General features: G+C 54.9%; 25 protein-coding genes. 10 read left to right on the top strand and 15 right to left on the bottom strand.

Annotated elements, in window-relative coordinates:
- Positions 1–9: 9 nt before the first annotated feature.
- The 4 genes from AC2FI7_RS05470 to AC2FI7_RS05455 are packed head-to-tail and all read right to left on the bottom strand — an operon-like array spanning position 10 to position 3,137.
- Positions 10–1,083: a C4-dicarboxylate TRAP transporter substrate-binding protein gene (locus AC2FI7_RS05470; RefSeq protein WP_010437374.1), complete on the bottom strand. Its 1,074-nt coding sequence runs from the start codon at positions 1,081–1,083 to the stop codon at positions 10–12.
- Positions 1,084–1,116: 33 nt separating this feature from the next.
- Positions 1,117–1,572, bottom strand: coding sequence for an OsmC family protein (locus tag AC2FI7_RS05465; protein WP_010437372.1), 456 nt, complete (start codon positions 1,570–1,572; stop codon positions 1,117–1,119).
- 18 nt (positions 1,573–1,590) lie between these two features.
- The gene (locus AC2FI7_RS05460; RefSeq protein ID WP_010437370.1) at positions 1,591–2,256 is read right to left on the bottom strand and encodes a malonic semialdehyde reductase; all 666 of its coding nucleotides are present in this window, start codon (positions 2,254–2,256) and stop codon (positions 1,591–1,593) included.
- Positions 2,253–3,137 carry a fumarylacetoacetate hydrolase family protein gene (locus AC2FI7_RS05455; protein WP_010437368.1) on the bottom strand — a complete coding sequence of 295 codons (885 nt, stop codon included), beginning with the start codon at positions 3,135–3,137 and terminating at the stop codon, positions 2,253–2,255. The genes AC2FI7_RS05460 and AC2FI7_RS05455 overlap by 4 nt, the downstream gene beginning before the upstream one ends.
- A gap of 84 nt (positions 3,138–3,221) precedes the next feature.
- Here AC2FI7_RS05455 and AC2FI7_RS05450 point away from each other — a divergent pair, with 84 nt between their 5' ends.
- From AC2FI7_RS05450 to yghX, 5 genes are all read left to right on the top strand, one after another.
- Entirely contained in the window at positions 3,222–3,608 is a 387-nt protein-coding gene (locus tag AC2FI7_RS05450) for a YciI family protein (RefSeq protein WP_010437367.1), read from the top strand.
- A gap of 51 nt (positions 3,609–3,659) precedes the next feature.
- On the top strand, positions 3,660–4,316 hold the full coding sequence (locus tag AC2FI7_RS05445; RefSeq protein WP_238528745.1) for a GntR family transcriptional regulator: 657 nt from the start codon (positions 3,660–3,662) through the stop codon (positions 4,314–4,316).
- Between the two features lies 1 nt (position 4,317).
- Entirely contained in the window at positions 4,318–5,616 is a 1,299-nt protein-coding gene (locus AC2FI7_RS05440; protein ID WP_496815972.1) for a malonyl-CoA decarboxylase, read from the top strand.
- Positions 5,613–7,136 (top strand): malonate--CoA ligase, encoded by a 1,524-nt coding sequence (locus tag AC2FI7_RS05435; protein ID WP_010437362.1) that lies wholly within the window; start codon positions 5,613–5,615, stop codon positions 7,134–7,136. The genes AC2FI7_RS05440 and AC2FI7_RS05435 overlap by 4 nt, the downstream gene beginning before the upstream one ends.
- Positions 7,137–7,225: 89 nt before the next feature.
- Positions 7,226–8,113, top strand: coding sequence for a YghX family hydrolase (gene yghX / locus AC2FI7_RS05430; protein WP_010437361.1), 888 nt, complete (start codon positions 7,226–7,228; stop codon positions 8,111–8,113).
- Positions 8,114–8,462: 349 nt separating this feature from the next.
- Here yghX and AC2FI7_RS05425 read toward each other — a convergent pair whose 3' ends face one another.
- On the bottom strand, positions 8,463–9,365 hold the full coding sequence (locus AC2FI7_RS05425; protein ID WP_496815971.1) for a LysR family transcriptional regulator: 903 nt from the start codon (positions 9,363–9,365) through the stop codon (positions 8,463–8,465).
- A 106-nt stretch (positions 9,366–9,471) separates the two neighbouring features.
- Between AC2FI7_RS05425 and AC2FI7_RS05420 the strand changes: the two genes are divergently transcribed.
- The 4 genes from AC2FI7_RS05420 to AC2FI7_RS05405 all read left to right on the top strand — a co-directional run bounded on the left by AC2FI7_RS05420 (position 9,472) and on the right by AC2FI7_RS05405 (position 13,297).
- Positions 9,472–10,095, top strand: a complete 624-nt coding sequence (locus tag AC2FI7_RS05420; protein WP_496815970.1) for a glutathione S-transferase family protein — start codon at positions 9,472–9,474, stop codon at positions 10,093–10,095.
- A gap of 12 nt (positions 10,096–10,107) precedes the next feature.
- Entirely contained in the window at positions 10,108–10,584 is a 477-nt protein-coding gene (locus AC2FI7_RS05415; protein WP_010437354.1) for a nuclear transport factor 2 family protein, read from the top strand.
- Positions 10,585–10,610: 26 nt separating this feature from the next.
- Entirely contained in the window at positions 10,611–12,584 is a 1,974-nt protein-coding gene (locus AC2FI7_RS05410) for a pyridoxamine 5'-phosphate oxidase family protein (RefSeq protein ID WP_496815968.1), read from the top strand.
- Between the two features lie 395 nt (positions 12,585–12,979).
- Positions 12,980–13,297 carry a hypothetical protein gene (locus AC2FI7_RS05405; RefSeq protein ID WP_496815967.1) on the top strand — a complete coding sequence of 106 codons (318 nt, stop codon included), beginning with the start codon at positions 12,980–12,982 and terminating at the stop codon, positions 13,295–13,297.
- Between the two features lie 219 nt (positions 13,298–13,516).
- Here AC2FI7_RS05405 and cueR read toward each other — a convergent pair whose 3' ends face one another.
- Together cueR and AC2FI7_RS05395 are read right to left on the bottom strand one after the other, a co-directional pair.
- Positions 13,517–13,903, bottom strand: coding sequence for a Cu(I)-responsive transcriptional regulator (gene cueR / locus AC2FI7_RS05400; protein WP_010437349.1), 387 nt, complete (start codon positions 13,901–13,903; stop codon positions 13,517–13,519).
- A gap of 15 nt (positions 13,904–13,918) precedes the next feature.
- On the bottom strand, positions 13,919–16,429 hold the full coding sequence (locus tag AC2FI7_RS05395; RefSeq protein ID WP_496815966.1) for a heavy metal translocating P-type ATPase: 2,511 nt from the start codon (positions 16,427–16,429) through the stop codon (positions 13,919–13,921).
- A gap of 173 nt (positions 16,430–16,602) precedes the next feature.
- On the opposite strand from AC2FI7_RS05395, the gene AC2FI7_RS05390 reads away from it, so the two are divergent.
- Complete coding sequence (locus AC2FI7_RS05390; protein ID WP_010437345.1) at positions 16,603–16,800, top strand: heavy-metal-associated domain-containing protein; 198 nt, start codon at positions 16,603–16,605, stop codon at positions 16,798–16,800.
- A 37-nt stretch (positions 16,801–16,837) separates the two neighbouring features.
- Here the strand turns inward: AC2FI7_RS05390 and AC2FI7_RS05385 are convergent, their stop codons facing one another.
- The 8 genes from AC2FI7_RS05385 to AC2FI7_RS05350 form a co-directional block, all read right to left on the bottom strand.
- Positions 16,838–17,566 carry a DsbA family protein gene (locus AC2FI7_RS05385; protein ID WP_037320501.1) on the bottom strand — a complete coding sequence of 243 codons (729 nt, stop codon included), beginning with the start codon at positions 17,564–17,566 and terminating at the stop codon, positions 16,838–16,840.
- A gap of 1 nt (position 17,567) precedes the next feature.
- Positions 17,568–18,041 (bottom strand): c-type cytochrome, encoded by a 474-nt coding sequence (locus tag AC2FI7_RS05380; protein ID WP_010437341.1) that lies wholly within the window; start codon positions 18,039–18,041, stop codon positions 17,568–17,570.
- Complete coding sequence (locus AC2FI7_RS05375; RefSeq protein WP_010437339.1) at positions 18,041–19,411, bottom strand: multicopper oxidase family protein; 1,371 nt, start codon at positions 19,409–19,411, stop codon at positions 18,041–18,043. Before AC2FI7_RS05375 ends, AC2FI7_RS05380 begins: the two co-directional genes overlap by 1 nt.
- A gap of 39 nt (positions 19,412–19,450) precedes the next feature.
- Complete coding sequence (locus AC2FI7_RS05370; protein ID WP_029621585.1) at positions 19,451–20,350, bottom strand: c-type cytochrome; 900 nt, start codon at positions 20,348–20,350, stop codon at positions 19,451–19,453.
- A gap of 9 nt (positions 20,351–20,359) precedes the next feature.
- A complete protein-coding gene (locus AC2FI7_RS05365) occupies positions 20,360–20,929 on the bottom strand; it encodes a c-type cytochrome (RefSeq protein ID WP_010437331.1) in 570 nt (189 codons plus the stop codon).
- Positions 20,930–20,989: 60 nt separating this feature from the next.
- The gene (locus AC2FI7_RS05360) at positions 20,990–21,172 is read right to left on the bottom strand and encodes a hypothetical protein (protein ID WP_139056581.1); all 183 of its coding nucleotides are present in this window, start codon (positions 21,170–21,172) and stop codon (positions 20,990–20,992) included.
- A 153-nt stretch (positions 21,173–21,325) separates the two neighbouring features.
- On the bottom strand, positions 21,326–21,775 hold the full coding sequence (locus AC2FI7_RS05355; RefSeq protein WP_010437327.1) for a c-type cytochrome: 450 nt from the start codon (positions 21,773–21,775) through the stop codon (positions 21,326–21,328).
- Between the two features lie 69 nt (positions 21,776–21,844).
- Positions 21,845–22,435 carry a L,D-transpeptidase gene (locus AC2FI7_RS05350; RefSeq protein WP_010437326.1) on the bottom strand — a complete coding sequence of 197 codons (591 nt, stop codon included), beginning with the start codon at positions 22,433–22,435 and terminating at the stop codon, positions 21,845–21,847.
- Positions 22,436–22,715 lie beyond the last annotated feature (280 nt).

The following is a 22,715-nucleotide window of genomic DNA, read 5'->3' as shown; positions in this document are numbered from 1 at the left end:
GCCAACCGGTTATTTAGCCGTCCAGTCACGCACACCGGTGAATCCGGCATCCTGAAGCTTGCCGAGATAAGCGGCCAGCATCTCTGTGCCCTGCTCGCCTTTATCGTTCAGCGTCGCGGCCCATTCCTGCGCGACATTCGGCATGGCGTTTGCCCAAGCGGCACGGTCTTCGTCCGAAACCTCAACGATTGTTCCACCCGCTTCAACATACGCATCCCGCGAAGCAGCGGCGCGGTCCATCGCGATGCCGGCGACATGGTCACGGTAGTCGATGGCGACGGCCTTTAACACGTCTTTGACTTCGTCCGGGAGGCTAGCCCAGTAGTCGGCATTGACGGTGATGGTCTTGGAATTCACTGCTCCCAGATCAGCCTTGAGCATGTACGGCGCTACTTCCGCGATCTTAAACGTCTTTGCGGCTTCGGGCCAAAGCATGCCGCAATCGACGAGGCCGGTTTGAAGCATGTTGTAGAAATCGGTTAGTCCCCCGCGTACACCGGCGGCATCCTTGATCCCTTCAAGATAACGCAGGTTCAGGCCTGCTCCCGCGATTTTGCGGCCTTCAAGATCGGCAACCGAAGAAACAGGTTCCGTGCAAAAGATTTGATAGGTGTCGAGTACAACGCCGGTAGCAAGATAAACTTGGTTCTGCGCGGCAAACTCGTTCTGCATCGCAGGGTATTCGCGCGCGATTTCATCCACTGCCTTAGCCACGGCACGGGAGTCCGACGCCACGAAGGGTGTCGATCCCGAAATACCCTGGCTGGGCAGCTTAGAAGAATGAAAGATGGTTGTGACGATACCTATGTCGCCAAGGCCAAGCTGAATCCCTTCCAGAACGCCTTTCGGCTTAACGATTGAACCGCCGTAGTTCTCTTGCCAGTTCATTTTATAGTTGCCGGAATCGCCCAGCCGTTTATCCACCTCTGGAATGAAGAAGTTGGTGAATTCTTTCACCCACAACGCGCGGTCGGGATAGCCATCAATTACGACGGCAGAGATGGTCTCTTCTGCAGCGACGGGCATTGCCATGACGCCTGCCAGAGCAGCGCCCATTAGGCTGCGTTTGGTCCAGTTTTTCATTTCTCTCCTCCCAGAAAGTTGGGTCTTTTGTCTTTATTCTTTTGTTTTGACCCAGTTGACGGTCAGGTCCGTGCCTGCCGCTTCAAACAGTTTTGCAATAGCGCAATACTTGGCTGTCTCCTCGCCCACGAGTGTCAGCTCCTCCTGACTGGCGGGTGTCTCACAATTCACGGTGAGTTCGATTTCCGGAAACGGAACATCGATCTCCTCTTCCATCAGGACACCGCGCCGATCCAGCCTGCATTTCGCGTCGATTGTCACGCTGCCGAGGTCAACTCCCAACCGATGTGCGTTCTTGTGTCCGATGACATTCGTACAGGCGATTAGGGCTGCCATCGCGGTTTCGGTCGGAGACGGACCAAGATTTGTCCCGCCGCGTTCGACGGGTTCATCGACAACAACATCAAGATCGCGAATTGGTATCTCAGTCCGCGCATGAGTCGGGCATTGAGCTGTCGTGCGGTAAGTCACAACGGGTTTCACTTTCATAGCCACAGCGTCACCTCCTCATGCATAAGAGCAAACCTTTTCGAATGGAAAACGTGGAAGCTTCTGGAACAATCCGGTCTCATCCGCGTAGCCCAGATTGCAAAGAAAATTGGACTTGAGCGTCGTACCCGCGAAGAACTCCTCATTGACGATCTTGTTCGAAAAACCTGACATGGCGCCGACGTCCAACCCGACCGCCCGGGCCGCAATCATGAAGTAAGCGCCCTGAAGCGTGCCATTTCGAAAGGCCGTGTCTGCCACGTATTCGGGCTTGTTTTCGAACAATGGCCGACGGTCTTCGTGCGGGAAAAGAAAGGGCAGTTCCTTCCAGAAGTCCATGTCATAGGCAATGATCGCCGTGACCGGAGCATCCATCATCTTTGGCACATTCTTCGGCTTTAAAGACTTTGCAAGCCGCTCTTTCCCTTCGGGACTTTTCACGAAAACGAAGCGCGCGGGCAACGTATTCATGCTGGTCGCGCCGTTGATCGTGATGTCGTAGATCTCTTCAAGTATGTCGTCAGAAACAGGCTTGTTGGTCCACGCGTAGTGCGATCTGGATTCGCGCAGGATCAAGGCGATCGCATCATCCGACAAGCGTGGAATGCGCGCGCGCAGATCGCGGTGATCTTGCTGCGCCTTGGCGCGAAGTGCCTCCAGCTCTGCTCCGGTTGGTGCGCTCATGCTGCAGCCACCTTGGACTTGGCGTCCTTTTCATCAATGATTGGGCTGGCGCAGATTCCGATGCCTTCAATCTCGACCTCAACGGTTTCGCCGGGCTTCAACCAACGGGGATTGGGCTTTTTGGCGTGTCCGACACCAGGCGGCGTACCCAGCGCAATCAGATCCCCCGGCTCCAGAGTAGTATATTCCGAAATCGTCGCGATGACCTGACGGACACCCCAGATCATATTGGCCGTGTTCGAGCTTTGCAGGATTTCGTCACCCACACGGCTTTCGATCTTCAGACCTGATGCCCCTTCGGGCAACTCATCCGGCGTTACGGTAAATGGACCAATCGCGCCCGTATCATCAAAGTTTTTGCCGGGCGTCCACTGAACGGTTTTGCGCTGATAGTCCCGCAGCGAACCATCGTTGAATACAGTGTAGCCAAAGACATAGCCCAGTGCGTCCTGCTCCGAGATATGGCGGCCGCGTTTTCCAACGATCAGCATAAGTTCTGCTTCGTAGTCGAGCTTCTGGGAACAGGCAGGCCGTACCATAGGTTGCCCTGCCGCCATGATCGAATTCTTCCCGCGCATGAACAGCGTCGGATATTCCGGGATGTCATACCCGCCTTCCTTGATGTGGTCCGTGTAGTTCAACCCCATGCAAATGATCGTTCCGGGAGCAGCAACGGGCAATGCCGGAGTGATGGAAGACACGGGCACACTGTCTGCCGCGTCAATTTTGCTGGCAAGTGAGTCGGCCAGTTCAGGCTTGGCTATCAAACCCATCAAATCCGAACCGACGGCAGGGTCCAAAGCCGTTAGATTCACTGCGTTTTCACCGTCTACAGCAAAAACCGCTGTGCCTTCCGAAGTCTCTCCCACCAGGTATTTCATTTTCACCATCCATGTCAGTTCGCTTGATTTTTGCCGACTATTTTGCCATATGTCAAATAATATCGATATTTTTGGAGACAGCAAATGGTTGCTTGGGCAGGCTACAAATCAGAAGCAAAAAGCCGCGGTGCGCTTGCTTTGGAGCTTTACGTCGCGCTGAGCACGCCAGCCAAAGCGCCGGATGATGTAAAGGCGTCACTGCCTGATCACTTGGCGTATCAGACGCAGCTGGAACGTTTGGGGCAGCTGGCTTTTGCAGGCCCCATGTCGGATGAAACTGGCGAGCACATGCAGGGGATGGGACTGATCATCTATCGCGCCGACAGCCTTGAATCCGCCCGGAAGCTGGCCGAAGACGATCCTATGCACAAAAGTGGGGCACGTAGTTTTGTACTTCGGCGCTGGTTGATCAACGAAGGCTCGCTGAACCTTTCAGTTGGTCTATCGACTGGAACGAGTGCCTTCAGTTAAGTGCACTCAAGAGTATTTGCCGCGAAATAGGAACAGTCGGATATGGACGCCATGCTTGATACTGAGGGCAAAGAGACATCAGCCACTCATGGAGCGTATCGAAAGCTGCGCGAATTAATCCTGACCGGCGAATTACCTCCGGGTCAAAAACTCAAGATCGAACAGCTTCGCGGGCTTTTGGACACTGGCGCTAGTCCAGTTCGGGAAGCGCTTAGCCTTTTGACTTCGGACATGTTGGTCGAGCGGATTGATCAGCGCGGATTTCGGGCAGCGCCAGTCAGCAAGTGTAACTTTGAGGAAATCCTTCTGCTTCGATGCAACCTTGAAGAAACCGCATTGCGCGCTTCCATCACCAATGCGGATGCGGCCTGGGAAGACCGGCTTGTCTTGCGTCACCATCATATGAAAAAGGCCAGCCAGAACGGGGCACAAGACTTTGAGGACGCTCACAAGGCGTTTCATATGGCCTTGTTGGACAATTCGAAACTGCCGTTGCTGCTGCGGTATTGCTCGCAGCTTTACGACCTGAACATTCGCTACCGCTATCTGGCGGCCGGCGGGTCGAGTTACAAAAAACGAGACATCGCCGCCGAACATCAGCAAATCTTGGACGCCGCATTAAATCACGACGCAGACGGCGCAACTCGGCACCTTATCGATCACTACCGCCGAACAGGTGAGTACCTTAGCAGCCAGATGGAGCCCTGAAATGCAGCAGAATTGGTTTCTGGGTGATCTACTAAACCAATTGCTGGACCGTTCCGACAAAAGGCGTGGCAAGGATGACAAACGGTCCATTTCCGAACTATGTGAGGCGCTTTTATCTGCGGAAGGTGAAGTTTCAGGATTCACGCTCGCGTCTACGATCCTTGAGCGCTACCACACTCTGAATGATGCGGAGAAACTAGACTTTTTTGTCTATTTGAATGACCAACTTGAGTTGGACGCAAATCAGCTTTCTGAAGCAGCCCGCCTCTACGCCAGAGACCAAAGTGTCAAATTTTATCAAAGGCTTAGTGAAGTTTCAGAGCCACGGCGGCAAGAGTTATTGCGACGGCTGAACCAGCCGTCTGGTGCGACACAGGAACTTGTAGCCATGCGCGTTGATCTGCTGCGCTTTCTCAAATCCAAACCGGAACTCAAGCGAACGGATATCGATTTCGTCCATTTATTGCGCAGCTGGTTCAACCGAGGCTTTCTTGTCCTCAAGCAAATTAGCTGGGACACCCCTGCCCGTGTTCTGGACAAGATCGTCGCCTACGAGGCGGTACACCAGATCAACGATCTGGACGATTTGCGGCGAAGGCTCTACCCGTCAGATCGTCGTTGTTTTGCGTTCTTCCACCCTTCTATGCCAGATGAGCCGCTGATATTTGTCGAGGTCGCTCTGACCGTTGAAATCCCGGGTGCAATTGACACGCTTCTGTCCGAGGCGCGAGAACCGATCGAAGCTGAGCAGGCCAAAGTCGCAGCGTTCTATTCAATTTCAAACTGCCAAAAGGGATTAGCGGGCATCAGCTTTGGGAATCTGTTGATAAAACAGGTTGTGACCGAGCTTTCGCGAGAGCTTCAACAACTTGGTACCTTTGTGACCCTGTCACCGATACCAGGACTGAATCGTTGGCTGGCCGGGGAAACTGAACATCCAGAACACGGCCATGCCGCGCAGGCCGTGATGGCAGAAACAGCCACGCCGCAGGACACGCGCGCGATGGCTGCCCGATACTTGATGTTCGCCAAGCGCAAAGATGGGATGCCACTGGACCCCGTGGCCCGCTTTCATCTGGGCAATGGTGCCGAGCTTCATGAAGTGCATGCCGACGCCGACCCGTCGCCAAACGGACTAGCCCAGTCCGGAGGTGCGATGGTCAACTACCTATACGATTTGAACCAAACAGAACGTTACCACGAAGAATTCGCGACAAGTGCCACGATCCAAGCCTCGCGTTCAATTCGCGCGGCTTCAACTGCGACGCTTGCGGTAACGCCTAGGGAAAATACAGCGTGACTAATACACTTTACGACAGTTTGTTTGCCCACCACGAGGGCAACACGGCTCCATTTCTACAGCTAGATAATGGCCAAGTGGTATCTTATGACGCGTTTCTGCAGCGTACCGCGCAGATCGCGCATGTCTTGCAGAACTGCGGAGTTTCCCCTGGTGATCGCATCGTTGTGCAGGCCCCCAAGTTGGCCGACACGATTGCGCTTTATGCCGCTTCGGTTCAGGCAGGTGCTGTCTACCTGCCCCTAAACACTGCCTATACCATGGCAGAGTTGGACTATTTCATCTCTGACGCACAACCTGCGTTAATCGTTTGCGACAGCAACGACAAAGTTGAATTCGAGCAATTGGCAACCCGGTCCGGCGCAAAGCTGCTGACCTTGGGTGGCGAAAATTCAAGCCTGAGCCGCGAAGCGGATGCACAGCCTTGTGCATTCGAAACCGTGGATCGCGCGCCAGAAGACCTCGCGGCGCTTCTTTACACATCAGGTACCACGGGCCGGTCCAAGGGCGCGATGCTCAGCCACCGAAACCTGCTGTCCAATGCCCAAGCCCTTGTGGATATGTGGGGTATCACCGACGGTGATCGCTTGATTCACGCGTTGCCCATCTTTCACACGCACGGGCTTTTCGTGGCGATGAACACATCACTACTCGCCGGTTCCAAAGTGCGGCTGATGAAAAAATTTGACACTGAGATGATCTTGGAAGAACTGCCGAATTCAACTCTTCTGATGGGTGTCCCCACTTTCTATACCCGATTGCTGGCGCATGACGGTTTCACCGATGAGATCACAGAGAACATGCGTCTGTTCATTTCCGGCTCAGCCCCGTTGCTGGCGGAGACCCATGTGGCGTTCGAAACGCGCACCGGCCACCGTATCCTTGAGCGCTACGGTATGACCGAAACGAACATGAACACCTCTAACCCTTATAGCGGTGAGCGTCGCGCGGGAACTGTTGGTATGGCTCTACCCGGCACCGAGGTGATCGTAACCAACCCTGAAACTGGAGAACCGCTGCCCCAGGGCGAGATCGGAATGATTGAAGTGCGTGGCCCCAATGTTTTTCAGGGCTATTGGCAAATGCCCGAAAAAACCGCTGAAGAGCTTCGCGAGAATGGGTTCTTCATTACCGGAGATCTGGGCCAATACAGCGCGGATGGCTACCTGTCGATAGTAGGTCGATCAAAAGACTTGATCATTACCGGTGGTTACAACGTCTACCCCAAAGAAATTGAAGACGTTTTGAACGATGTCGATGGTGTTCAGGAATCGGCGGTCTTCGGGGTTCCCGACGACGAATTTGGAGAAGCAATTATTGCTGCTTTGGTTGCCGAGCCCAGAGCACAGCTTCAGGTGGAACAGATCGAGTCGATCATAAGAAACAAGCTCTCGCGATTCAAACATCCTCGTCGCTACGAACTTGTCCAGGAGTTGCCGCGAAACACTATGGGAAAAGTTCAAAAGAACGTGCTGCGCGAACGGTACGCGAACAAGGAACTGTCACCGGCGGCATCTTAGAAAGCCTATCCAGACGCTCAATCAAATCAAGACCTTCAGATCGGATACTACCCACCCTTCAGACTACCAAACTCATCAGGAGATCCACAATGACTCGCATGACCGCAAAAGACTTCGACCAGGAACTTCTGGACCTGTATGACTTTTACGCACACGGCAAGATCACCAAGCGCCAATTCCTGGACCGCGCAGGCAAGTTCGCGGTCGGCGGCGTGACAGCGGTCGCGCTGCTGAACATGCTCAGCCCGAACTACGCGATGGCTCAGCAAGTGTCGTTCAACGATCCTGATATCCACGCGGACTACATCACCTACCCTTCACCGAATGGAACCGGTGATGTTCGCGGCTACCTTGTCCGACCCGCCGGCGTTGAAGAGCCCCTGCCCGCAGTATTGGTAATCCACGAAAACCGCGGCCTTAACCCCTACATCGAAGATGTGGCGCGCCGATTGGCGAAGGCCGGGTTTATGGCACTGGCCCCCGATGGTCTGACGTCAGTGGGAGGATACCCAGGCAACGACGCGGATGGGCGCGAGCTGCAAAAGACAGTGGACCGGGTCGAATTGATGAACGATTTCTTCAATGGATTTGAATACCTATTGAACCGAGATGATTGCACTGGAAAGGTCGGCGCTGTTGGATTCTGCTACGGCGGCGGTGTGGTCAGCGCAATTGCTGTGGCCTATCCCGAACTGGCCGCTGGTGTCCCGTTCTACGGACGCCAGCCAGCGGCCGAGGATGTGGCCAAAATTCAAGCGCCGTTGCTTGTTCAGATGGGTGAGCTCGACGAACGCATCAACGCGGGCTGGCCAGACTTTGAGGCCGCCCTGCAGGCCAACGACAAGGTATACGAGGCCTATATTTACGAAAACGCCAACCACGGTTTTCATAATGACAGCACGCCACGCTATGACGAGGAGATGGCAAACCTGGCCTGGGACCGCACAATTGAATGGTTCAAAACCTATCTGGAGTAATAGGGGCGTGCCGCGAAGCCATTCTTGCTTTGATATCGCTTTGCCGACGCACACAATGCTCCGAGAGTATTTCCCGGGAAGCCCAAGCATTCTAACTTACTTAGTAAGATAGAACGCTATGAGCCCTTGGCCCTTACAGTCCGATGGATGCCTTTGAGACAGGGGCTATCAACCGCCAAATGACTGTCGACGATGACGACCATCCGCCGCTCATTGGATACTATCGTGGCCACTAGTGCTTCTCTTCGCGGCATTGACGAGGGCACCGCCGCGAAGGTGGCCAGAAGGTTCCGAAAGGTAATGTAAGCGGACATACGGCGTCGTATGAACGAATGTCGGAAATGGGCCGTCAGCGCTTGCCATCAGGGCATAAAGCCGGGTCGCCTGCTAGGTGATCCAGAAGCGCGCGCACCCGAGTTGTAATGCGCCTGTTCTGCGGAAACAGCGCAGCGACGACATATGGCGACACTCGGTTTTCGGGAAAAAGCTCGACCAGATCGCCGGAGTGCAATGCGTCGGCGACGGTGTAGGCGGGGCACCGTGCGATGGCTGCACCTTGTGCAGCAAGGCGCGCTGATGCCGCGGGGGCGTTCATTCGGAAGCGCCCATTGACATGGACGGCCTCTTCATGACCGCTGATACTGAACCTCCACACCGTGGGCTCAGTCATGTTGCCATCGAGGATGCATTCATGCGATGCAAGAGCTCGCGGATGGCTCGGGCGCCCTGCGCGCTCCAGATAGGCCGGTGAGGCACAGACAACCAGGGGCATGCGGCCCAATTGCCGAACCTTGAGCGAGCTGTCCCGCATGGGGCCAATCCTGACAGCGAGGTCGAGGCCCTCCTCAACAATTGACGCTCTGCGATCAGAGAACTTTAGATCAAGCTCCACATTGGGATGTTTCTCGGCAAACTTGGCGAGTGAAGGGATCAAACGCAATGCGCCAAACCCCGTTGGCGCCGAAATATGGATTACGCCGCGCAGCGAGGTCTGCTCATTTCGGACCCGGTCTTCGAGCTCGTCAAACCCGTCTAGAAGTGGCTCGCACAGCGTCAGGTATGTTGCCCCGACATCTGTCAAAGAGACGCTACGCGTCGTGCGATTGAGCAGCTGCACACCAAGCGCGTTTTCCAGATCAGCGACGTATTTGCTGACCAAACGCGCAGACCGCCCCATGCGCTGCGCTGCAACGGTAAAAGACGCATTCTTTGCGACCAGCGCAAAGGCCCGCATGCGATCGATTTTGTCCACTTATTGCGCCCTTTCAGGGCTTAAACTTGGGCAACAATAGGCGATTATCATCATTGGGTGCAACCTATATTGGTCATTCAGCAGCTCAAATTTACTGGAGATACACATGTCCAACGCCGTTCGCATTCATCATTTCGCAAAATCAGGCCACGCACATCGCGCCTTGGTCTTTGCAAAACTCGCTGGGATTGCACATGATGCCGTTCCTGTTGATCTGGCCGCTGGTGCGCATAAATCACCTGAATTTCTTGCCATGAACCCGAATGGGCAAGTCCCGGTTCTAGAGGATGGCGAGGTTGTTGTGTCCGACTCGAACGCGATCCTTGTCTATCTTGCGCGGACCTATGCACCTGATTGGATGCCAACTGATCCGGTCGGAGAAGCCAATGTGCAGCGCTGGCTCACGTTGGCGGCTGGAGAGATTGCATTTGGGACCTGTGCTGCACGGTTGATTACCGTTTTTGGCGCGCCGCTGGATCCAGAGTTCGCCGCCGCGACTGCCGAAAAAGCAATGCAAAAACTGGAACACGGGCTCACTGGCAGCGATTGGCTTGTGGGCGCACGGCCCACGATCGCTGATGTGGCGAGCTATTCTTATACGGCACACGCACCGGAAGGGAATGTCTCTCTCGAGCCCTACCCGAACATCCGCGCTTGGCTCGCTCGGTTCGAGGCGTTGCCTAGTTTTGAACCCATGCCGGCAACCGCTGTTGGTCTTGTTGCAGAGTGAAAGGGCAAACCCATGACGACCGAAGCCCAACGGCATCCTTTGCCACCGTTCTCATTAGAAACCGCCATTCAAAAGGTGCGCCTCGCTGAGGACGGCTGGAACGGCCGGGATCCGGCCAAGGTCGCGCTGGCCTACACGCCGGACAGCAAGTGGCGCAACCGGATCGAGTTTCCCCAAGGGCGCGATCAGATTGAGGAGTTCTTGACCCGGAAGTGGGCCAAGGAACTGGACTACCGTCTGATCAAAGAGCTTTGGGCACATGACGGCAATCGCATCGCGGTCCGCTACGCCTATGAGTACCACGATGACAGCGGAAACTGGTTCCGGGCCTATGGCAATGAAAATTGGGAGTTCGACAAGGATGGCTACATGGAACGCCGGTTTGCCAGCATCAATGAGCACCCCATCCAAGAGGCGGATCGAAAGTTCCGCTGGCCGCTGGGGCGCCGTCCGGATGACCACCCCGGTCTGAGCGATTTAGGGCTCTGACGCGGCGAACGTGAATGGATCAAGCGATGGCACAGATACATAAATCGCACAGAGGTGAGTTGATGCTGCAAGAGCGGCGTCACACTCCCAAAGAGCTGAGCGATGCGATTCCGCACTACATCGAAAGCGACATGCCGAAACAGCATGCGGATTTCTTTTCTGGTCTGTCCAATTTGCCGCTCGCAACGCTTGATCGTCAGGGGCGCCCATGGGTCAGCCTTCTAGTCACACAGTCAGACAACGACCCATCCGTTGGCATTCAGATTGATGGCCGGAACACCACACATGTGGTGGCGGAAACCAATCCGCATGACCCGTTCTTGCGCGCTGTGGACCAAGATCCAGCATCGGGCCTTGAGGCGCGGCTTTTTGCCGGGGTTGGGATCGACTTCGCCAATCGCCGACGAAACAAAATCGCGGGTTCCATACGTGCCGCAAGTGTCGAGGGCGAAGGGAAGATCAAGTTACAGCTCTTGTCTGATCAGCACCTGGGGAACTGCCCCAAGTACATCACTGTCCGTAACCTGGTGCACGACAAGCGCAGTCCTGAAATTGTCCATGACAGCTTTGACGCGCCCATATCTGCGTTGCCTGATGAGGCCAAATCCGTTGTGACGCGCGCAAGTACTGTGTTTCTGGCGACAAAACACACAAGTGATGACACCGCTGCAGGTGTTCAGACCGATATGGGCGTCAACCATCGCGGTGGCGCGCCCGGCTTTACCCGCCTCTATGAAGAGGACGATGGGGCACAGGTCACGACCTATTTGGTGCTGCCCGATCATTCTGGCAATCGCTTCTACCAGTCGCTGGGCAATATCGAAACGGACCCGCAGGTTGGGCTGGTCTTTCCAGACTTTGCAACGGGTGGGATCCTCTACATCACGGGGGACGCCGAAAATCTGCTTGGGGATGACGCAGACGCTTTGATGCCGCGCTTGAGCCTGCTGACACGTATCAAGGTGACGGGCGCGGTTTTCGTGCGCGGAGGCCTGAACCTCAAGTTGGCATCACCAGAGCAGCTCTCCCCCTACAATCCGCCGGTCAAATACTTGCGCGCAGAGTTGGAGCAGATGGGGCACGCAATCGAGGCGCACGCCGCCGCAATCCCATTGACCGCCAAGCTTGTCGCAACAAAACCGCTGTCCAGCACAATCAGTACCTTCGAATTCGCGCTGTCTAAACCAATCAAAGCCCCGTTGCCGGGCGGATTTGGCGTCTTTGGCTTCTCAGACCTCGTGGACGCCGGATATAGCCACATGAATGAGGCAAACCCTCAGCTTGTGAACGAGGACTACGTCCGCACATGGACGCTTTCCAGCGCGCCTAAGTTTGACAAAGAGAGCAACGCCTTTCGCACGACCAATCGGGTAAGTGTTACGGTCAAACGCAAACCAGGCGGTCTGATGTCCAATGTTCTGCACTCCAACGCGGAAAAGCTGATCGCGCACAAACTTCCAGTTCAGTTCAAGGGCACCGGCGCGGGCTTTTCCTGTTTTTCCGAAGCGGCTGAGGGCAGCCGACCAAACCTCCCAGCAAAGATGCTTTGGATCGCGGGCGGTGTTGGCATCACTCCATTTATGGCGATGTGGGACGGGATCAAACGAGTGGCAACGGCTTACCCGCAGCACCGGTCAATCGATATCGTGCTTCTGTTTTCCGGCCGGGACGATGACATCGCAGTTCTGCAGCACTTTGCGGAGCAAAACGGCTCTGTTTCGGATCAGGTGACACTACGTATTGTCGCGTTTCAAAGCGCGGGCGAAAACCCATTGGCTGCGAAATCTGCACGCGATGGTTTGGACGCAACATTCACCGATCAGCCGCTCAAGCTTGAGGAGCGACGCATGCATAGCGCAGACATTCAATCGGTCACGCATCTCGGAATGCGAGATGTGTATATGTGTGGTCCTGAAGCTATGATGACCAGCACGGACGCGGCACTCAACGAGTTGGGCATTGAGGAAGCAAAACGTCATCGCGAGACATTTGTGTTTTGATAGGGGGACAAAAAACCTGATGATGACTTTTCAGGACAGGATCATCAACTCTGTGGTTGGGTTTAGGAAAGGCGTTCACCGACTCGAAACCGGACTCCTTAGTGCTGTCCCGGACCAATGACCGCTAAGTAGGTTGCACTCGCAGAAACTGAACGCTTCGCTCAAGGTCCGGTTTGGGCCGCGAGAAACAGCAAACCGACACCCAAAAAAGTTGGAACTAAGTTCTATCTCCAGCAACTGATCTGCAGCTCAGGATCTATTCTCATTTTCTAATAGGAGAATTTTTTGGGATACCTTCCAGTGTCGAACGTCCACCTTGTTTCTGGTCCAACTGTGACGGTTGGGTCGCCCCTAAGCCTTAGCTAAAAGCCATTGGACATTGCAGAACGGGTGTTATGCGCGGTGGTCTCTCGTTGAATGCTTCATCTGCCCTCATGGTTGCTAGCTCATATACCTTCGACAGTGGCATTTCAGGCCGTGGCATTTTCCTTAACGATGTACCGCAGCAAATTATTACCCTCGGCCATGAGGTCGAGGCGATCTTTGTTCTTTTTCACCACGGCTGCCCACGCCATTTGATCGTGTATGAAATCGTCAATGATCGCTATGCGTTGTCCATGGCCCATTTTCTTGGTTTTGCTTTTCAGCGCCAACAACTCGTCAATATGCCCAATGAGGTTATTCGATCGGACCAATTGCAATCGCGTTGCTGACATTTGCCGCCGGTGCCGTCTGCATAACAGCTTTGGCGAGCGCCTTCATGCGTTTGAGCAGCTAGCCATACAACTAAAGGCTTGTAGAACAAATATGACCATCCAGCAGGTGGCACAACCAGCGGCTACGATTGTCCAATTTGTATTGAACTTTGAGGTTATATCTTTTCCTCAGTAGAGGCGTGCTATGAGAACGAAGTGGGTATGCGACTTGTGTTACTAAATTTCGCCAAGGTTCTTTAGTATGGGACAGTCGGGACGATGATCACCGGCACATTCCTCAATCAAATGAGTAAGTGTTGTATGCATGGCCCTCAAGTCGGCGATTTTGGCGTCAATTTCTTTAAGGTTCTGTTTGGCTATTTCTTTAACGTCTGCGCTTGCGCGTTCTTTGTCCTCGTACAACGCCAGTAATGAACGGCAATCCTCAATAGTGAAGCCCAAGGAACGGGCCCGCCCGATGAAGGCCAGTTTATGCAGTTCCTTTTCGTCGAAATGGCGATACCCATTCAGGCCGCGCCTGGGTTTGATGAATCCGATATCCTCGTAATAGCGGATGGTTTTGGCAGGCAGACCCGAACGTTCTGCTACATCTCCGATATTCACAGCGGCTCTCCTATACTATTCAGCAGGCGCTGATTGCAGCGCCCGCTCTTCATTCTGCGAAATCTGCTCTCGACCAACTTTGATCGCCTTCACCCAGCGCAACCGCAACGCGTTGGTCAGAACAAAGACACTGGACAGAGTCATGGCACCTGCAGCCAGAACCGGCGACAGCAACGGGCCGCCAAACGGATAGAGCGCCCCCGCTGCAATCGGTATGAGCAGCGTGTTGTAGCTGAATGCCCAGAACAAGTTTTGGCGGATGTTACGCATAGTTCGCTGACTGATATCGAAGGCGTTGACCACGCCTGTCAGGTCACCTGACATCAGAACGACGTCAGCCGCTTCGATGGCTATGTCAGTTCCTGTCCCGATCGCGATTCCTACGTCAGCCGCCGCAAGCGCGGGTGCATCGTTGATGCCATCACCCACAAAGGCCAGTTTTCCGCCATTTGAACGCAAATCCTGCAACGCGGATACTTTACCCTCGGGCAGAACCTCGGCCACGACATGATCGATGCCAAGCTGCGCCGCAATGGATTTGGCAGTAGCGGCATTGTCGCCTGTGATCATCGCTACTTTCAGGCCCAGCCCGTGCAAAGCTTCAATTGCGTCTGGCGTGGTGGTTTTGATTGGGTCTGTCACAGCGATTACGGCCGCGATAACCCCGTCTACGGCAGCATAAAGCGGAGTCTTTCCGTTGATTGCCAGTTCAGCGCCCCGATCAGACAGCGCGCCCATTTCAACCCCTTCGCGACTCATCAGGCGGTCGGCCCCGATCAGGATTGTATGGCCTTCGACTGAGGCTCTGACCCCGTAGCCGGTGATCGACGCGAAGTCTTCTGGCTCGGGAAGCTCCAGACCACGGGTTTCAGCCGCGCGCACGATGGCCGTGGCGATTGGATGTTCGGATGTAACCTCGACGGCGGCAACAAGGCGGAGAACCTCATCCTCGGTCATTCCTTCTGCTACAATCAGGTCGGTCAGCTCTGGACGCCCTTCGGTCAAGGTCCCCGTCTTGTCTACCGCAACAACAGTGGTTTCCTGCAGCATTTGCAAGGCGTCGCCCTTTCGGAACAGGACACCCATCTCGGCCGCGCGTCCGGTGCCGACCATGATTGAGGTGGGTGTGGCCAATCCCATGGCGCACGGGCAAGCAATGATCAGTACTGCAACCCCGGCCACCAATGCCAGACTGAGCGCGGGATCGGGTCCGAACAACATCCAAACCAGCACAGTCACGATGGCCACAGCGATCACTACAGGCACGAACCACAGTGTGATGCGGTCGACCAAGCCCTGAATCGGAAGTTTGGCACCCTGCGCTTGTTCGACCATCTGAATGATCTGGGCCAACATGGTGTCTGCGCCGATCTTTTCGGCCCGGTACGTCAATGCGCCCGCGCCATTGACTGTTCCGCCGACAACAGTTGCGCCCTCGGTCTTTTCGACAGGAACCGGTTCGCCGGTGATCATGCTTTCATCGACATATGACGCACCGGTCATTACGGCACCATCCACCGCGATCTTTTCGCCCGGTCGAACATGAACAAGATCCCCTACAACGATCTGCTCAATCGGAAGCTCAACAACCGTTCCTTCACGCTCAACTCGCGCTGTTTTTGCCTGCAGACCGACCAATTTGCGGATCGCTTCACCAGTTCGACCCTTGGCGCGTGCCTCGAGGAACCGTCCCAGCAAAATCAGAACCACGATAACTGCAGCAGCCTCGTAGTAGACGTTTGCGGTTCCCGCCGGAAGAATACCAGGCGCAAAAGTCGAGATCAGTGAGAACCCATAGGCCGCTGAAGTGCCAAGAGCCACCAGAGAATTCATGTCCGGCGCACCTTTGAACAAGGAAGGGAGTCCCTTGGTGTAGAACTGCAAACCTGGCCCAATAAGAACGATCGTGGTCAGGAGAAACTGCAGGTAATAGCTGTTCTGGATACCGATCGTGCTCGCTATCAGGTGGTGCATGCCCGGAATAACATGCGAGCCCATTTCAAGGACGAATACCGGCAAAGCGAGCAAAGCGGCAAAGCTTGTTCGCCGCGCCAAATGGTGGATCTCTGCCGCTTTGCGGTCGTGTGGTTCGGTCTGCGTCGCGGATCGCAAGCTCGCCGGATAGCCAGCAGATGCTGCAAGCGCCGCGATAGCTTCAGGCGTGGTGACACCCTCAGCATAGCGCACTGTTGCACTTTCAGTGGCCAGATTGACCGACGCGGACAATACGCCGTCATCTGCTTGCAAGGCCCGTTCAACGCGCCCCACACATGATGCGCAGGACATATTCTGAATATCCAGCGTGACCTCTGCGGTCCGTACCGGGTATCCCGCGCTGTTTAGCGCATCAGCAATGGCTGCTTTGTTGGCTGGATCGCGGAAATCGACCTGAACGCTTTCGCTGGCGAGATTAACCGAAGCGGCGTCTACCCCTGGCACAGATTTCAGCGCGCGCTCGACGCGCCCTACGCAGGAAGCACAGCTCATACCCTGAACTTGAAATCGTGCATGTGAATTTTCAGTCATATTGTCACCACAAATGTTCTGCTGACGTGCAACATAAGGGTTCCAGCAAGTGGAAGGTCAAGGGATGGGGCTGACTTTCTTTCCCACTAATTTTGGCGATCCAATTATCACGACTTGACCTTCCTGTGCTGGAATACTTTAGCCGGGACAACAGAACACAGGAGCAAACATCCATGACGACCCTAAATATCCCGGAAATGAGCTGTGGGCACTGCAAGTCAGCTATCGAAAAAGCCGTTGCCACGGTGGATTCCTCCGCACATTTGGACTTTGACATGGAAAACCGCAGGGTACGTGTCTTAAGCACCAATCCACTTGATCATATCCTTGCAGCTCTGAAGTCCGAGGGATACGAAGCCACGGTCGCATAAGAAACTTAGGGGCGCACATGCTGTCACCGCTTTGGTTCTATCTTGCGTCTCTGACAGCCTCGATTAGCCGGGTCATATCATCTTCGGCGATCAGCCCAGGGGCAAGCGCATCTCCAATCACAAACGAAGGGGTGCCACTGAAGCCAAGCTGTCGGGCCAATTCCATGGACACCTGAATATGTGCGTCGACTTCCGGCGCCTCCATATCTGCGCGCAATTGATCCTCGTCCAGGCCAAGTTCCCGAACAACTTTCATAACACTGGCCTCAGTGGCGCGACCGTTCAGAGCCATAAGCGCCCAATGAAATTCTTCATATTTTCCCTGATTTCGTGAGGCAAGCGCGGCGCGTGCCGCGAAGTCGGAACCTTCTCCGAGTATGGGCCATTCTCGATAAACAACTCGTACATCGGAATCGCCTGCGATCACGTTTTTCACGACCGGGGCAGCGCGTTTACAATATGGGCAGTTATAGTCAAAAAACTCGACCACGGTTACATCGCCTTCCGGGTTTCCTATGACAGGCGCATTCGGATCCTGTTCGAGCAATTCACGCTGATTTTCCAAGACGCTTCCAATTGCGTCGGCTTTTGCCTGATCCTCGCGCTGTTGAAGCAGTTGAATCGCCTGCATGATGATCTCAGGGTTTTCCAAAATGGCTTCGAGAGCCAGCCGTTTTACATCGGAGTCAGACAGCTCGTCGGCGCGTGCCATAGGAATGCCAATCGACATGGCGATAGCGACTAAGCCTGCAAGTATTCGTTTCACATCAGTTTCCTTCCGTTTGTTCTGCTTCGGTGCGTTGCTCTTGCAGCTTGCGTTCCCAATCCGGCCAACTCTCCTTGATGAAGGCGAGGATGTCCCCGATATCCTGATCCGACAGAGTGTCCCCGAAGCCTGGCATGCCGCTTTTGACGTCAGCGACACCCATCTGTTTCAAAGTTTGGTCCCCGCCAAACTTTGTATAGTCGAACAACAGCTTGTCGCCGTGATGCCAGGTGTGCCCGGTTCGGTCATGCGGGGGTGCCCGCAAGACGCCCTCCGGATCAGGTGTTTGCCAATCCGGCTGACCCTCCAAATTGGCTCCGTGGCATGACGCGCAGTTTTCGGCGTACAAAACTGCACCACGTGCCGAATCCGCCGATGCACTGTTCTGCGCACGCCCACTCAGGCCCCAGCCAATGACCGCGACAATTATCACGACGGCAGCCAGTGACAGCCATTTCGCTGCGCTCCTGTTCATCACGCTACGCTCAGCCAGGTCTTCATACCAGCGGCCTGATGCGACAGCATGTGGCAATGAAACAGCCAGTCCCCCGGGTTATCCGCAACGAACGCAATCTCCCGGGTTTCTATCCGGTCAACCAGGATTGTGTCCCGCAGCGGCCCCAGGCTGCCGTTCGGCAGAACTTCCTGGAAGTGCGTCCCGTGCAAGTGCATAGCGTGCGGGAAGACGGTGTCGTTCTGCATCTGAATCCGGACTATGTCGCCACGCGAAACGGCAGCAAGCGGGTTTTCGGGCAACCCGGCGACACCGTTGAATGTCCAGATCTGCCCTTCCTGAACCAGTTCATTGGTGCTCATGACTTGGCCGTTGTAAGTGCCTTGACGCAGTCCGCCCATCGCCCCGCCTTCCATCACCAATGGAACTGTCAAAGCGTCAGAAACATCTTCGAGAAAGGGAACAGGGTTGGGTGGCAGGGCTTCGATCACACCGCGGTTAGCAGATGTACCGCTTCCCGAAACCGGGATCTCAGCGATGACAAACGATTCATCGCGTTCGTGAAGAGTTATTTGAACGGCTTCGTTCGATTCCGCTGTGACATCAACAATTAAGTCTGCTCGCTGTGCAGGCCCGAAAACAAGGGTTTCAAAATCCTCTGGCTGCCTTACGGGCATGCCATCATAAGCGACCAGCTTCCCGTTTGCGCCACCTACTGAGACATACATGATCCGATCAGTTGCCACGTTGACCATTCGAATACGCAAACGTTGGTTCGTCAAAACTTCTGTCATGGGCGATATGTGCGCGTGAACGTAATTTCCCATTCGGCCTGCATGCGTCCAGTCATGCATCGCGCCAAAATCATTGACGATTTGGGCGTCCTGACCCAACCTCCAGTCATCCAGCAGGATCGTAATGTCATGATCCGTGTCCGGCGGGTCCGTTTCTTCGACGATGAACGCGCCGTAAAGGCCTCTGGCCACTTGTTCCGTCGACTGGTTATGAGAATGGTACCAGAAGGTTCCCGCATCCTTCAGAGGCAAGTCATACTGAAACTCGCCGCCTGTTTGTACGGCCTCCTGTGTAAGACCCGGCACCCCATCCATGTTGTTCGGAACCCGCAGTCCATGCCAATGGATTGCCGTAGGCTGAGGCAGTGAGTTCAGAAGCGTCCGGCGAACCGTTTCACCCTGCCGGGCACGAATTTCGGGGCCCGGAACACCGCCATCATATCCCCATATCTCGGTTTCAGGATAGCTGTCGGGCGCAACACGCGCCAATCCTGAACGCGCCTCGATTATTCGGGGGGCGGTAGCCGCCCTCCCGATAGTCGGCACTGCGATTAGTGCCGATGTGCCTGCAACGAATTGCCTGCGATTGAGCTTCATGAGGACTTCCCTCCAAAGAAAATTTGATCTCTCACTCGATTACCCCCCGTCGTGCACATCCAGCAGATAGGTCGCCATCGCCTTCCGGTCATCGTCTGTCAGAAAGCTGGTGCCATAGTTTACGACCTCTCCCATGGCGCCGCCGAATACATCGCCATCAGGCATGACACCGGTGCGCAACGCGTAGGCCAAATCATCTACCGTCCAACCACGCTTTTGCAGGGTCTCAAAGTCGATGGCCGGTGCCTTGTCACCGCCCGGCAGGGAGTCACTTCCTTTGAAGTGTTCCGTGTCCGAATTTCTTGCGCCAGCCAGGTTCCTCCCGGTGTGGCAGGCCGCACAATGCGTGGCACCTTCGACCAGTAGCCGGCCCCGATTCCACACTTCGTCATTGCCCGGCACGGGATCAGTGCGGGGTGGTTCCAGAAAAGCCGCGCGCCACAGCTTCAGGCCCCATCTCTGATTGAAGGGGAACGCCATTTCCTGCTCTTTTGACGGTTCCGCTACCGGTGCAACCGTTTGCCAGGCGGCCCAGAGATCGGCGATATCCTGATCTGTGAAGTTGGCATAGAACGGATAAGGAAAGGCTGGGTAATAGGGTTCTCCTCCAGGCGACACACCCTGACGCACCGCGCGGGCAAATTCCCCGATCGTCCAATCACCGATCCCGTGGTCAGAATCTGTGGTCAGGTTCGGCGAAAAGAGCGTGCCGAACGGGGTATCCAACTCCACCCCACCGGCCAAGGGCGCACCCCCTTTGGCAAAATCTGTGTGGCAAGCGATACAGCCACTTGCCCTTGCCAGATACGCCCCGCGGTTAACGTCGCCTTGTATGTCGAGAGCTTGTAAGGGCTGGCCAATCGGCCAAGCCATCACGGCAACAAGTCCCGCTGACGCCGTTACGGCGGCAGCAAGACCCAATCGGAATATCGGTCTCATGACGCATTCCTATTCCGACCGAAATTGCGCGTGACACGCCGAGCATGTCTGGCTCAGCATCATGAACACACCATCTGCCGGCATTTCGGAAAGTTGTGCCTGGTTGGGACTTCCGCCCATCATTCCGGCACCCATCATAGAACCGCCACCCATCATGGATGCGCCGCCCATCATGCCCGAACCATGGCCCGATCCGGACGCCATCAACCCGTTGTCCGCCGCAAGCGCAAGGCCTTCAGAGTAGGTTGCCAATTGTCTGGCCAATTCTGCAAAGGATCCCCAATCCTGCCAGATCTCCGATTTAGCCTCCGAGGGTTTGCCATCAGATCCCTCTGGAAACAGTTTTGTCATGCTCTCACCCGCGTGACGCCCGATCTTCTCGGCTTCGCTTCGCACGGTTTCCGCATTGTAAGGAGTTTTCCCCTGCATCATCGGCGTAAGGATCTTCATGCTACCCTTCATCGCGGACATACCATCCATGCGTTCTTTGACGATGCCGGTTGCGCCACCATGCGCCAGGGCGGCTGCCGCAATCAGAGAAACCAGGACAACGCCTGTGGTCATTTTTAGAATGTTCATTGTTTTGTCCTTGTCGTCTGCTTCGACGCGCCCATGTTGAGCGCAATTCGACTGGTCAGATCAGGACACGCGGCGGTGGTGGGTCAAACGCCGCGATACCGAGAACACGGTATTGGGCTCGAGGGATCGAGTATCTTTGTTCAGTATCTTGAGGGCCAGGCGGTGTTGGACCCATCGAAAATAGACCAACAGCGTTGCAAATCGTTCCGCCATGACAATGTCCAGGATGACCCTGCTTGACATGCTCAACGTCCGCAGAGTCCGTTTGTTCAATCACGTGCTGTGAACCACTGCCATGTGCATGAGCAGAATCGGCCGTCCCAAGCAGCCCGCCAAAGGCCAGCACCATTGACAGGATGATGTAACGAATTGCACTACCCATTCGGCTCGTCACCTTCAGAAAATCCCGTTTTCCTGCTGCAACTCTCTTATATATGCCACGATGCCTTTCACATCCGCACGGGTCAAGCCATCGACCGGCGGCATATTGCCGAACTTCCAATGGTGTGCCCGAACTCCTTTCTGGACTGCCACATAAAATGACTCGTCCGAATGGTGGCTTGGTTCATAGATTTTATGCACCAATGGTGGCGCGAGCCCTTCCAGGCCAGTTGCATTCGCGCCATGGCACGCCGCACATTTGGCGTCGAATGCCACTTTGCCGACGGCAGCAGATTCGCTCAGCTGCTCTGGCAAATTGACGTTTTGGATTGGGTCTCCTGGCTCCAGCACCGACGTATCAGGTGGCGTCATCGAATGGCCAGTTGGTTGCTGATCGAGATTGTAGACGATAGCGGCGGCACCTGCGATCGCTACTCCGCCTATCAAGAGTGTAAGTTTATCCATCTCAGTTTTTCACGTCGTTGTCAGTTACCGAACTTAAGCACCTGTCCTGAAAAGTCATCTTGACCAAGGTCAGATCAATTTTACCTGCGTGCCCACGGTGGCCAATTCGAATAAATCCGCGATCTGCTCATTGTACAAACCTATACAGCCGTTGGAGGATCTTCTCCCGATCTTGCGCGTATCGTTGGTGCCGTGGATGCGGTAGTATTGCCAGCTCAAATAGAGCGCATGTGTCCCCAGAGGGTTCTCAGGACCCGGGCCTACATGGTCGGGCCATGCTGGATTGCGCTCTTTCATTGCCGGCGTTGGTCGCCAAGATGGCCCTTCGACCTTGCGAATAACTTTGGTGTAACCTAGCCTTGTAAGGTCTTCCGTCAGCGGTACGCTGGTCGGATACATCCGATAGACGCTTTCATCTTCTGACCAAAATTGCAGGACCTTGGACTGTGTATCGGACAGGATAGCCCCGTTCTTCAAGGTATCAAAGTGGTCGTGCCAACTGGCAACGCGGAATGATGAAACATTGCGGCGCGTCCCCTCAGTTGCCGTTGATTGAGCCAAAACGGCCGGTGCTGGAAAAAGCGTCGTCGCAGCAAACGCGGCGACCATTTCGCGCCGCGTAACAGCCTTTCTATCCTTGCTCCGTTTCATGCCTGCCATCCCAAAGTTTAATCTTTTTTTTCCGACTCAAATAACTCGTGTGCCCGGTTCCTGCGCTGGAAGGTCAACACGCAAATGACATTTCATATGGGATGTCTCGTCGGAATTGTCGTAGCCGTTGGCGCAGGGATACTTCCTTAAAAGGCGGACCTAAATCATCAAGTCATTGTGGAAAAGCAGTTTTTCTTGGGCATAATTCCAGGCTGCTTTAAGCGATACCTGGCTTTCTTGAATCGACCGAGCACAAAAAAGCAACGCTAACAATTGCTTAGTTCTTGGT

Source organism: Ruegeria sp. YTSA064 (assembly GCF_059610325.1).
The sequence above is the reverse complement of the archived record's forward strand: the minus strand, read 5'-3'. Positions and strand labels throughout refer to the sequence as shown.

Excerpts from the sequence above, each read along its gene's own strand:
- AC2FI7_RS05360 (WP_139056581.1), bottom strand. The coding sequence starts at position 21,172 with ATGTCAAGCAGGGTCATCCTGGACATTGTCATGGCGGAACGATTTGCA.
- AC2FI7_RS05465 (WP_010437372.1), bottom strand. The coding sequence starts at position 1,572 with ATGAAAGTGAAACCCGTTGTGACTTACCGCACGACAGCTCAATGCCCG.
- AC2FI7_RS05415 (WP_010437354.1), top strand. The coding sequence starts at position 10,108 with ATGACGACCGAAGCCCAACGGCATCCTTTGCCACCGTTCTCATTAGAA.
- AC2FI7_RS05440 (WP_496815972.1), top strand. The coding sequence starts at position 4,318 with ATGCAGCAGAATTGGTTTCTGGGTGATCTACTAAACCAATTGCTGGAC.
- AC2FI7_RS05460 (WP_010437370.1), bottom strand. The coding sequence starts at position 2,256 with ATGAGCGCACCAACCGGAGCAGAGCTGGAGGCACTTCGCGCCAAGGCG.
- AC2FI7_RS05350 (WP_010437326.1), bottom strand. The coding sequence starts at position 22,435 with ATGGCAGGCATGAAACGGAGCAAGGATAGAAAGGCTGTTACGCGGCGC.
- AC2FI7_RS05470 (WP_010437374.1), bottom strand. The coding sequence starts at position 1,083 with ATGAAAAACTGGACCAAACGCAGCCTAATGGGCGCTGCTCTGGCAGGC.
- AC2FI7_RS05370 (WP_029621585.1), bottom strand. The coding sequence starts at position 20,350 with ATGAGACCGATATTCCGATTGGGTCTTGCTGCCGCCGTAACGGCGTCA.
- AC2FI7_RS05445 (WP_238528745.1), top strand. The coding sequence starts at position 3,660 with ATGCTTGATACTGAGGGCAAAGAGACATCAGCCACTCATGGAGCGTAT.
- AC2FI7_RS05410 (WP_496815968.1), top strand. The coding sequence starts at position 10,611 with ATGGCACAGATACATAAATCGCACAGAGGTGAGTTGATGCTGCAAGAG.
- AC2FI7_RS05380 (WP_010437341.1), bottom strand. The coding sequence starts at position 18,041 with ATGAACAGGAGCGCAGCGAAATGGCTGTCACTGGCTGCCGTCGTGATA.
- AC2FI7_RS05355 (WP_010437327.1), bottom strand. The coding sequence starts at position 21,775 with ATGGATAAACTTACACTCTTGATAGGCGGAGTAGCGATCGCAGGTGCC.
- AC2FI7_RS05375 (WP_010437339.1), bottom strand. The coding sequence starts at position 19,411 with ATGAAGCTCAATCGCAGGCAATTCGTTGCAGGCACATCGGCACTAATC.
- AC2FI7_RS05365 (WP_010437331.1), bottom strand. The coding sequence starts at position 20,929 with ATGAACATTCTAAAAATGACCACAGGCGTTGTCCTGGTTTCTCTGATT.
- yghX (WP_010437361.1), top strand. The coding sequence starts at position 7,226 with ATGACTCGCATGACCGCAAAAGACTTCGACCAGGAACTTCTGGACCTG.
- AC2FI7_RS05455 (WP_010437368.1), bottom strand. The coding sequence starts at position 3,137 with ATGAAATACCTGGTGGGAGAGACTTCGGAAGGCACAGCGGTTTTTGCT.
- AC2FI7_RS05390 (WP_010437345.1), top strand. The coding sequence starts at position 16,603 with ATGACGACCCTAAATATCCCGGAAATGAGCTGTGGGCACTGCAAGTCA.
- AC2FI7_RS05405 (WP_496815967.1), top strand. The coding sequence starts at position 12,980 with ATGCGCGGTGGTCTCTCGTTGAATGCTTCATCTGCCCTCATGGTTGCT.
- AC2FI7_RS05395 (WP_496815966.1), bottom strand. The coding sequence starts at position 16,429 with ATGACTGAAAATTCACATGCACGATTTCAAGTTCAGGGTATGAGCTGT.
- AC2FI7_RS05450 (WP_010437367.1), top strand. The coding sequence starts at position 3,222 with ATGGTTGCTTGGGCAGGCTACAAATCAGAAGCAAAAAGCCGCGGTGCG.
- AC2FI7_RS05420 (WP_496815970.1), top strand. The coding sequence starts at position 9,472 with ATGTCCAACGCCGTTCGCATTCATCATTTCGCAAAATCAGGCCACGCA.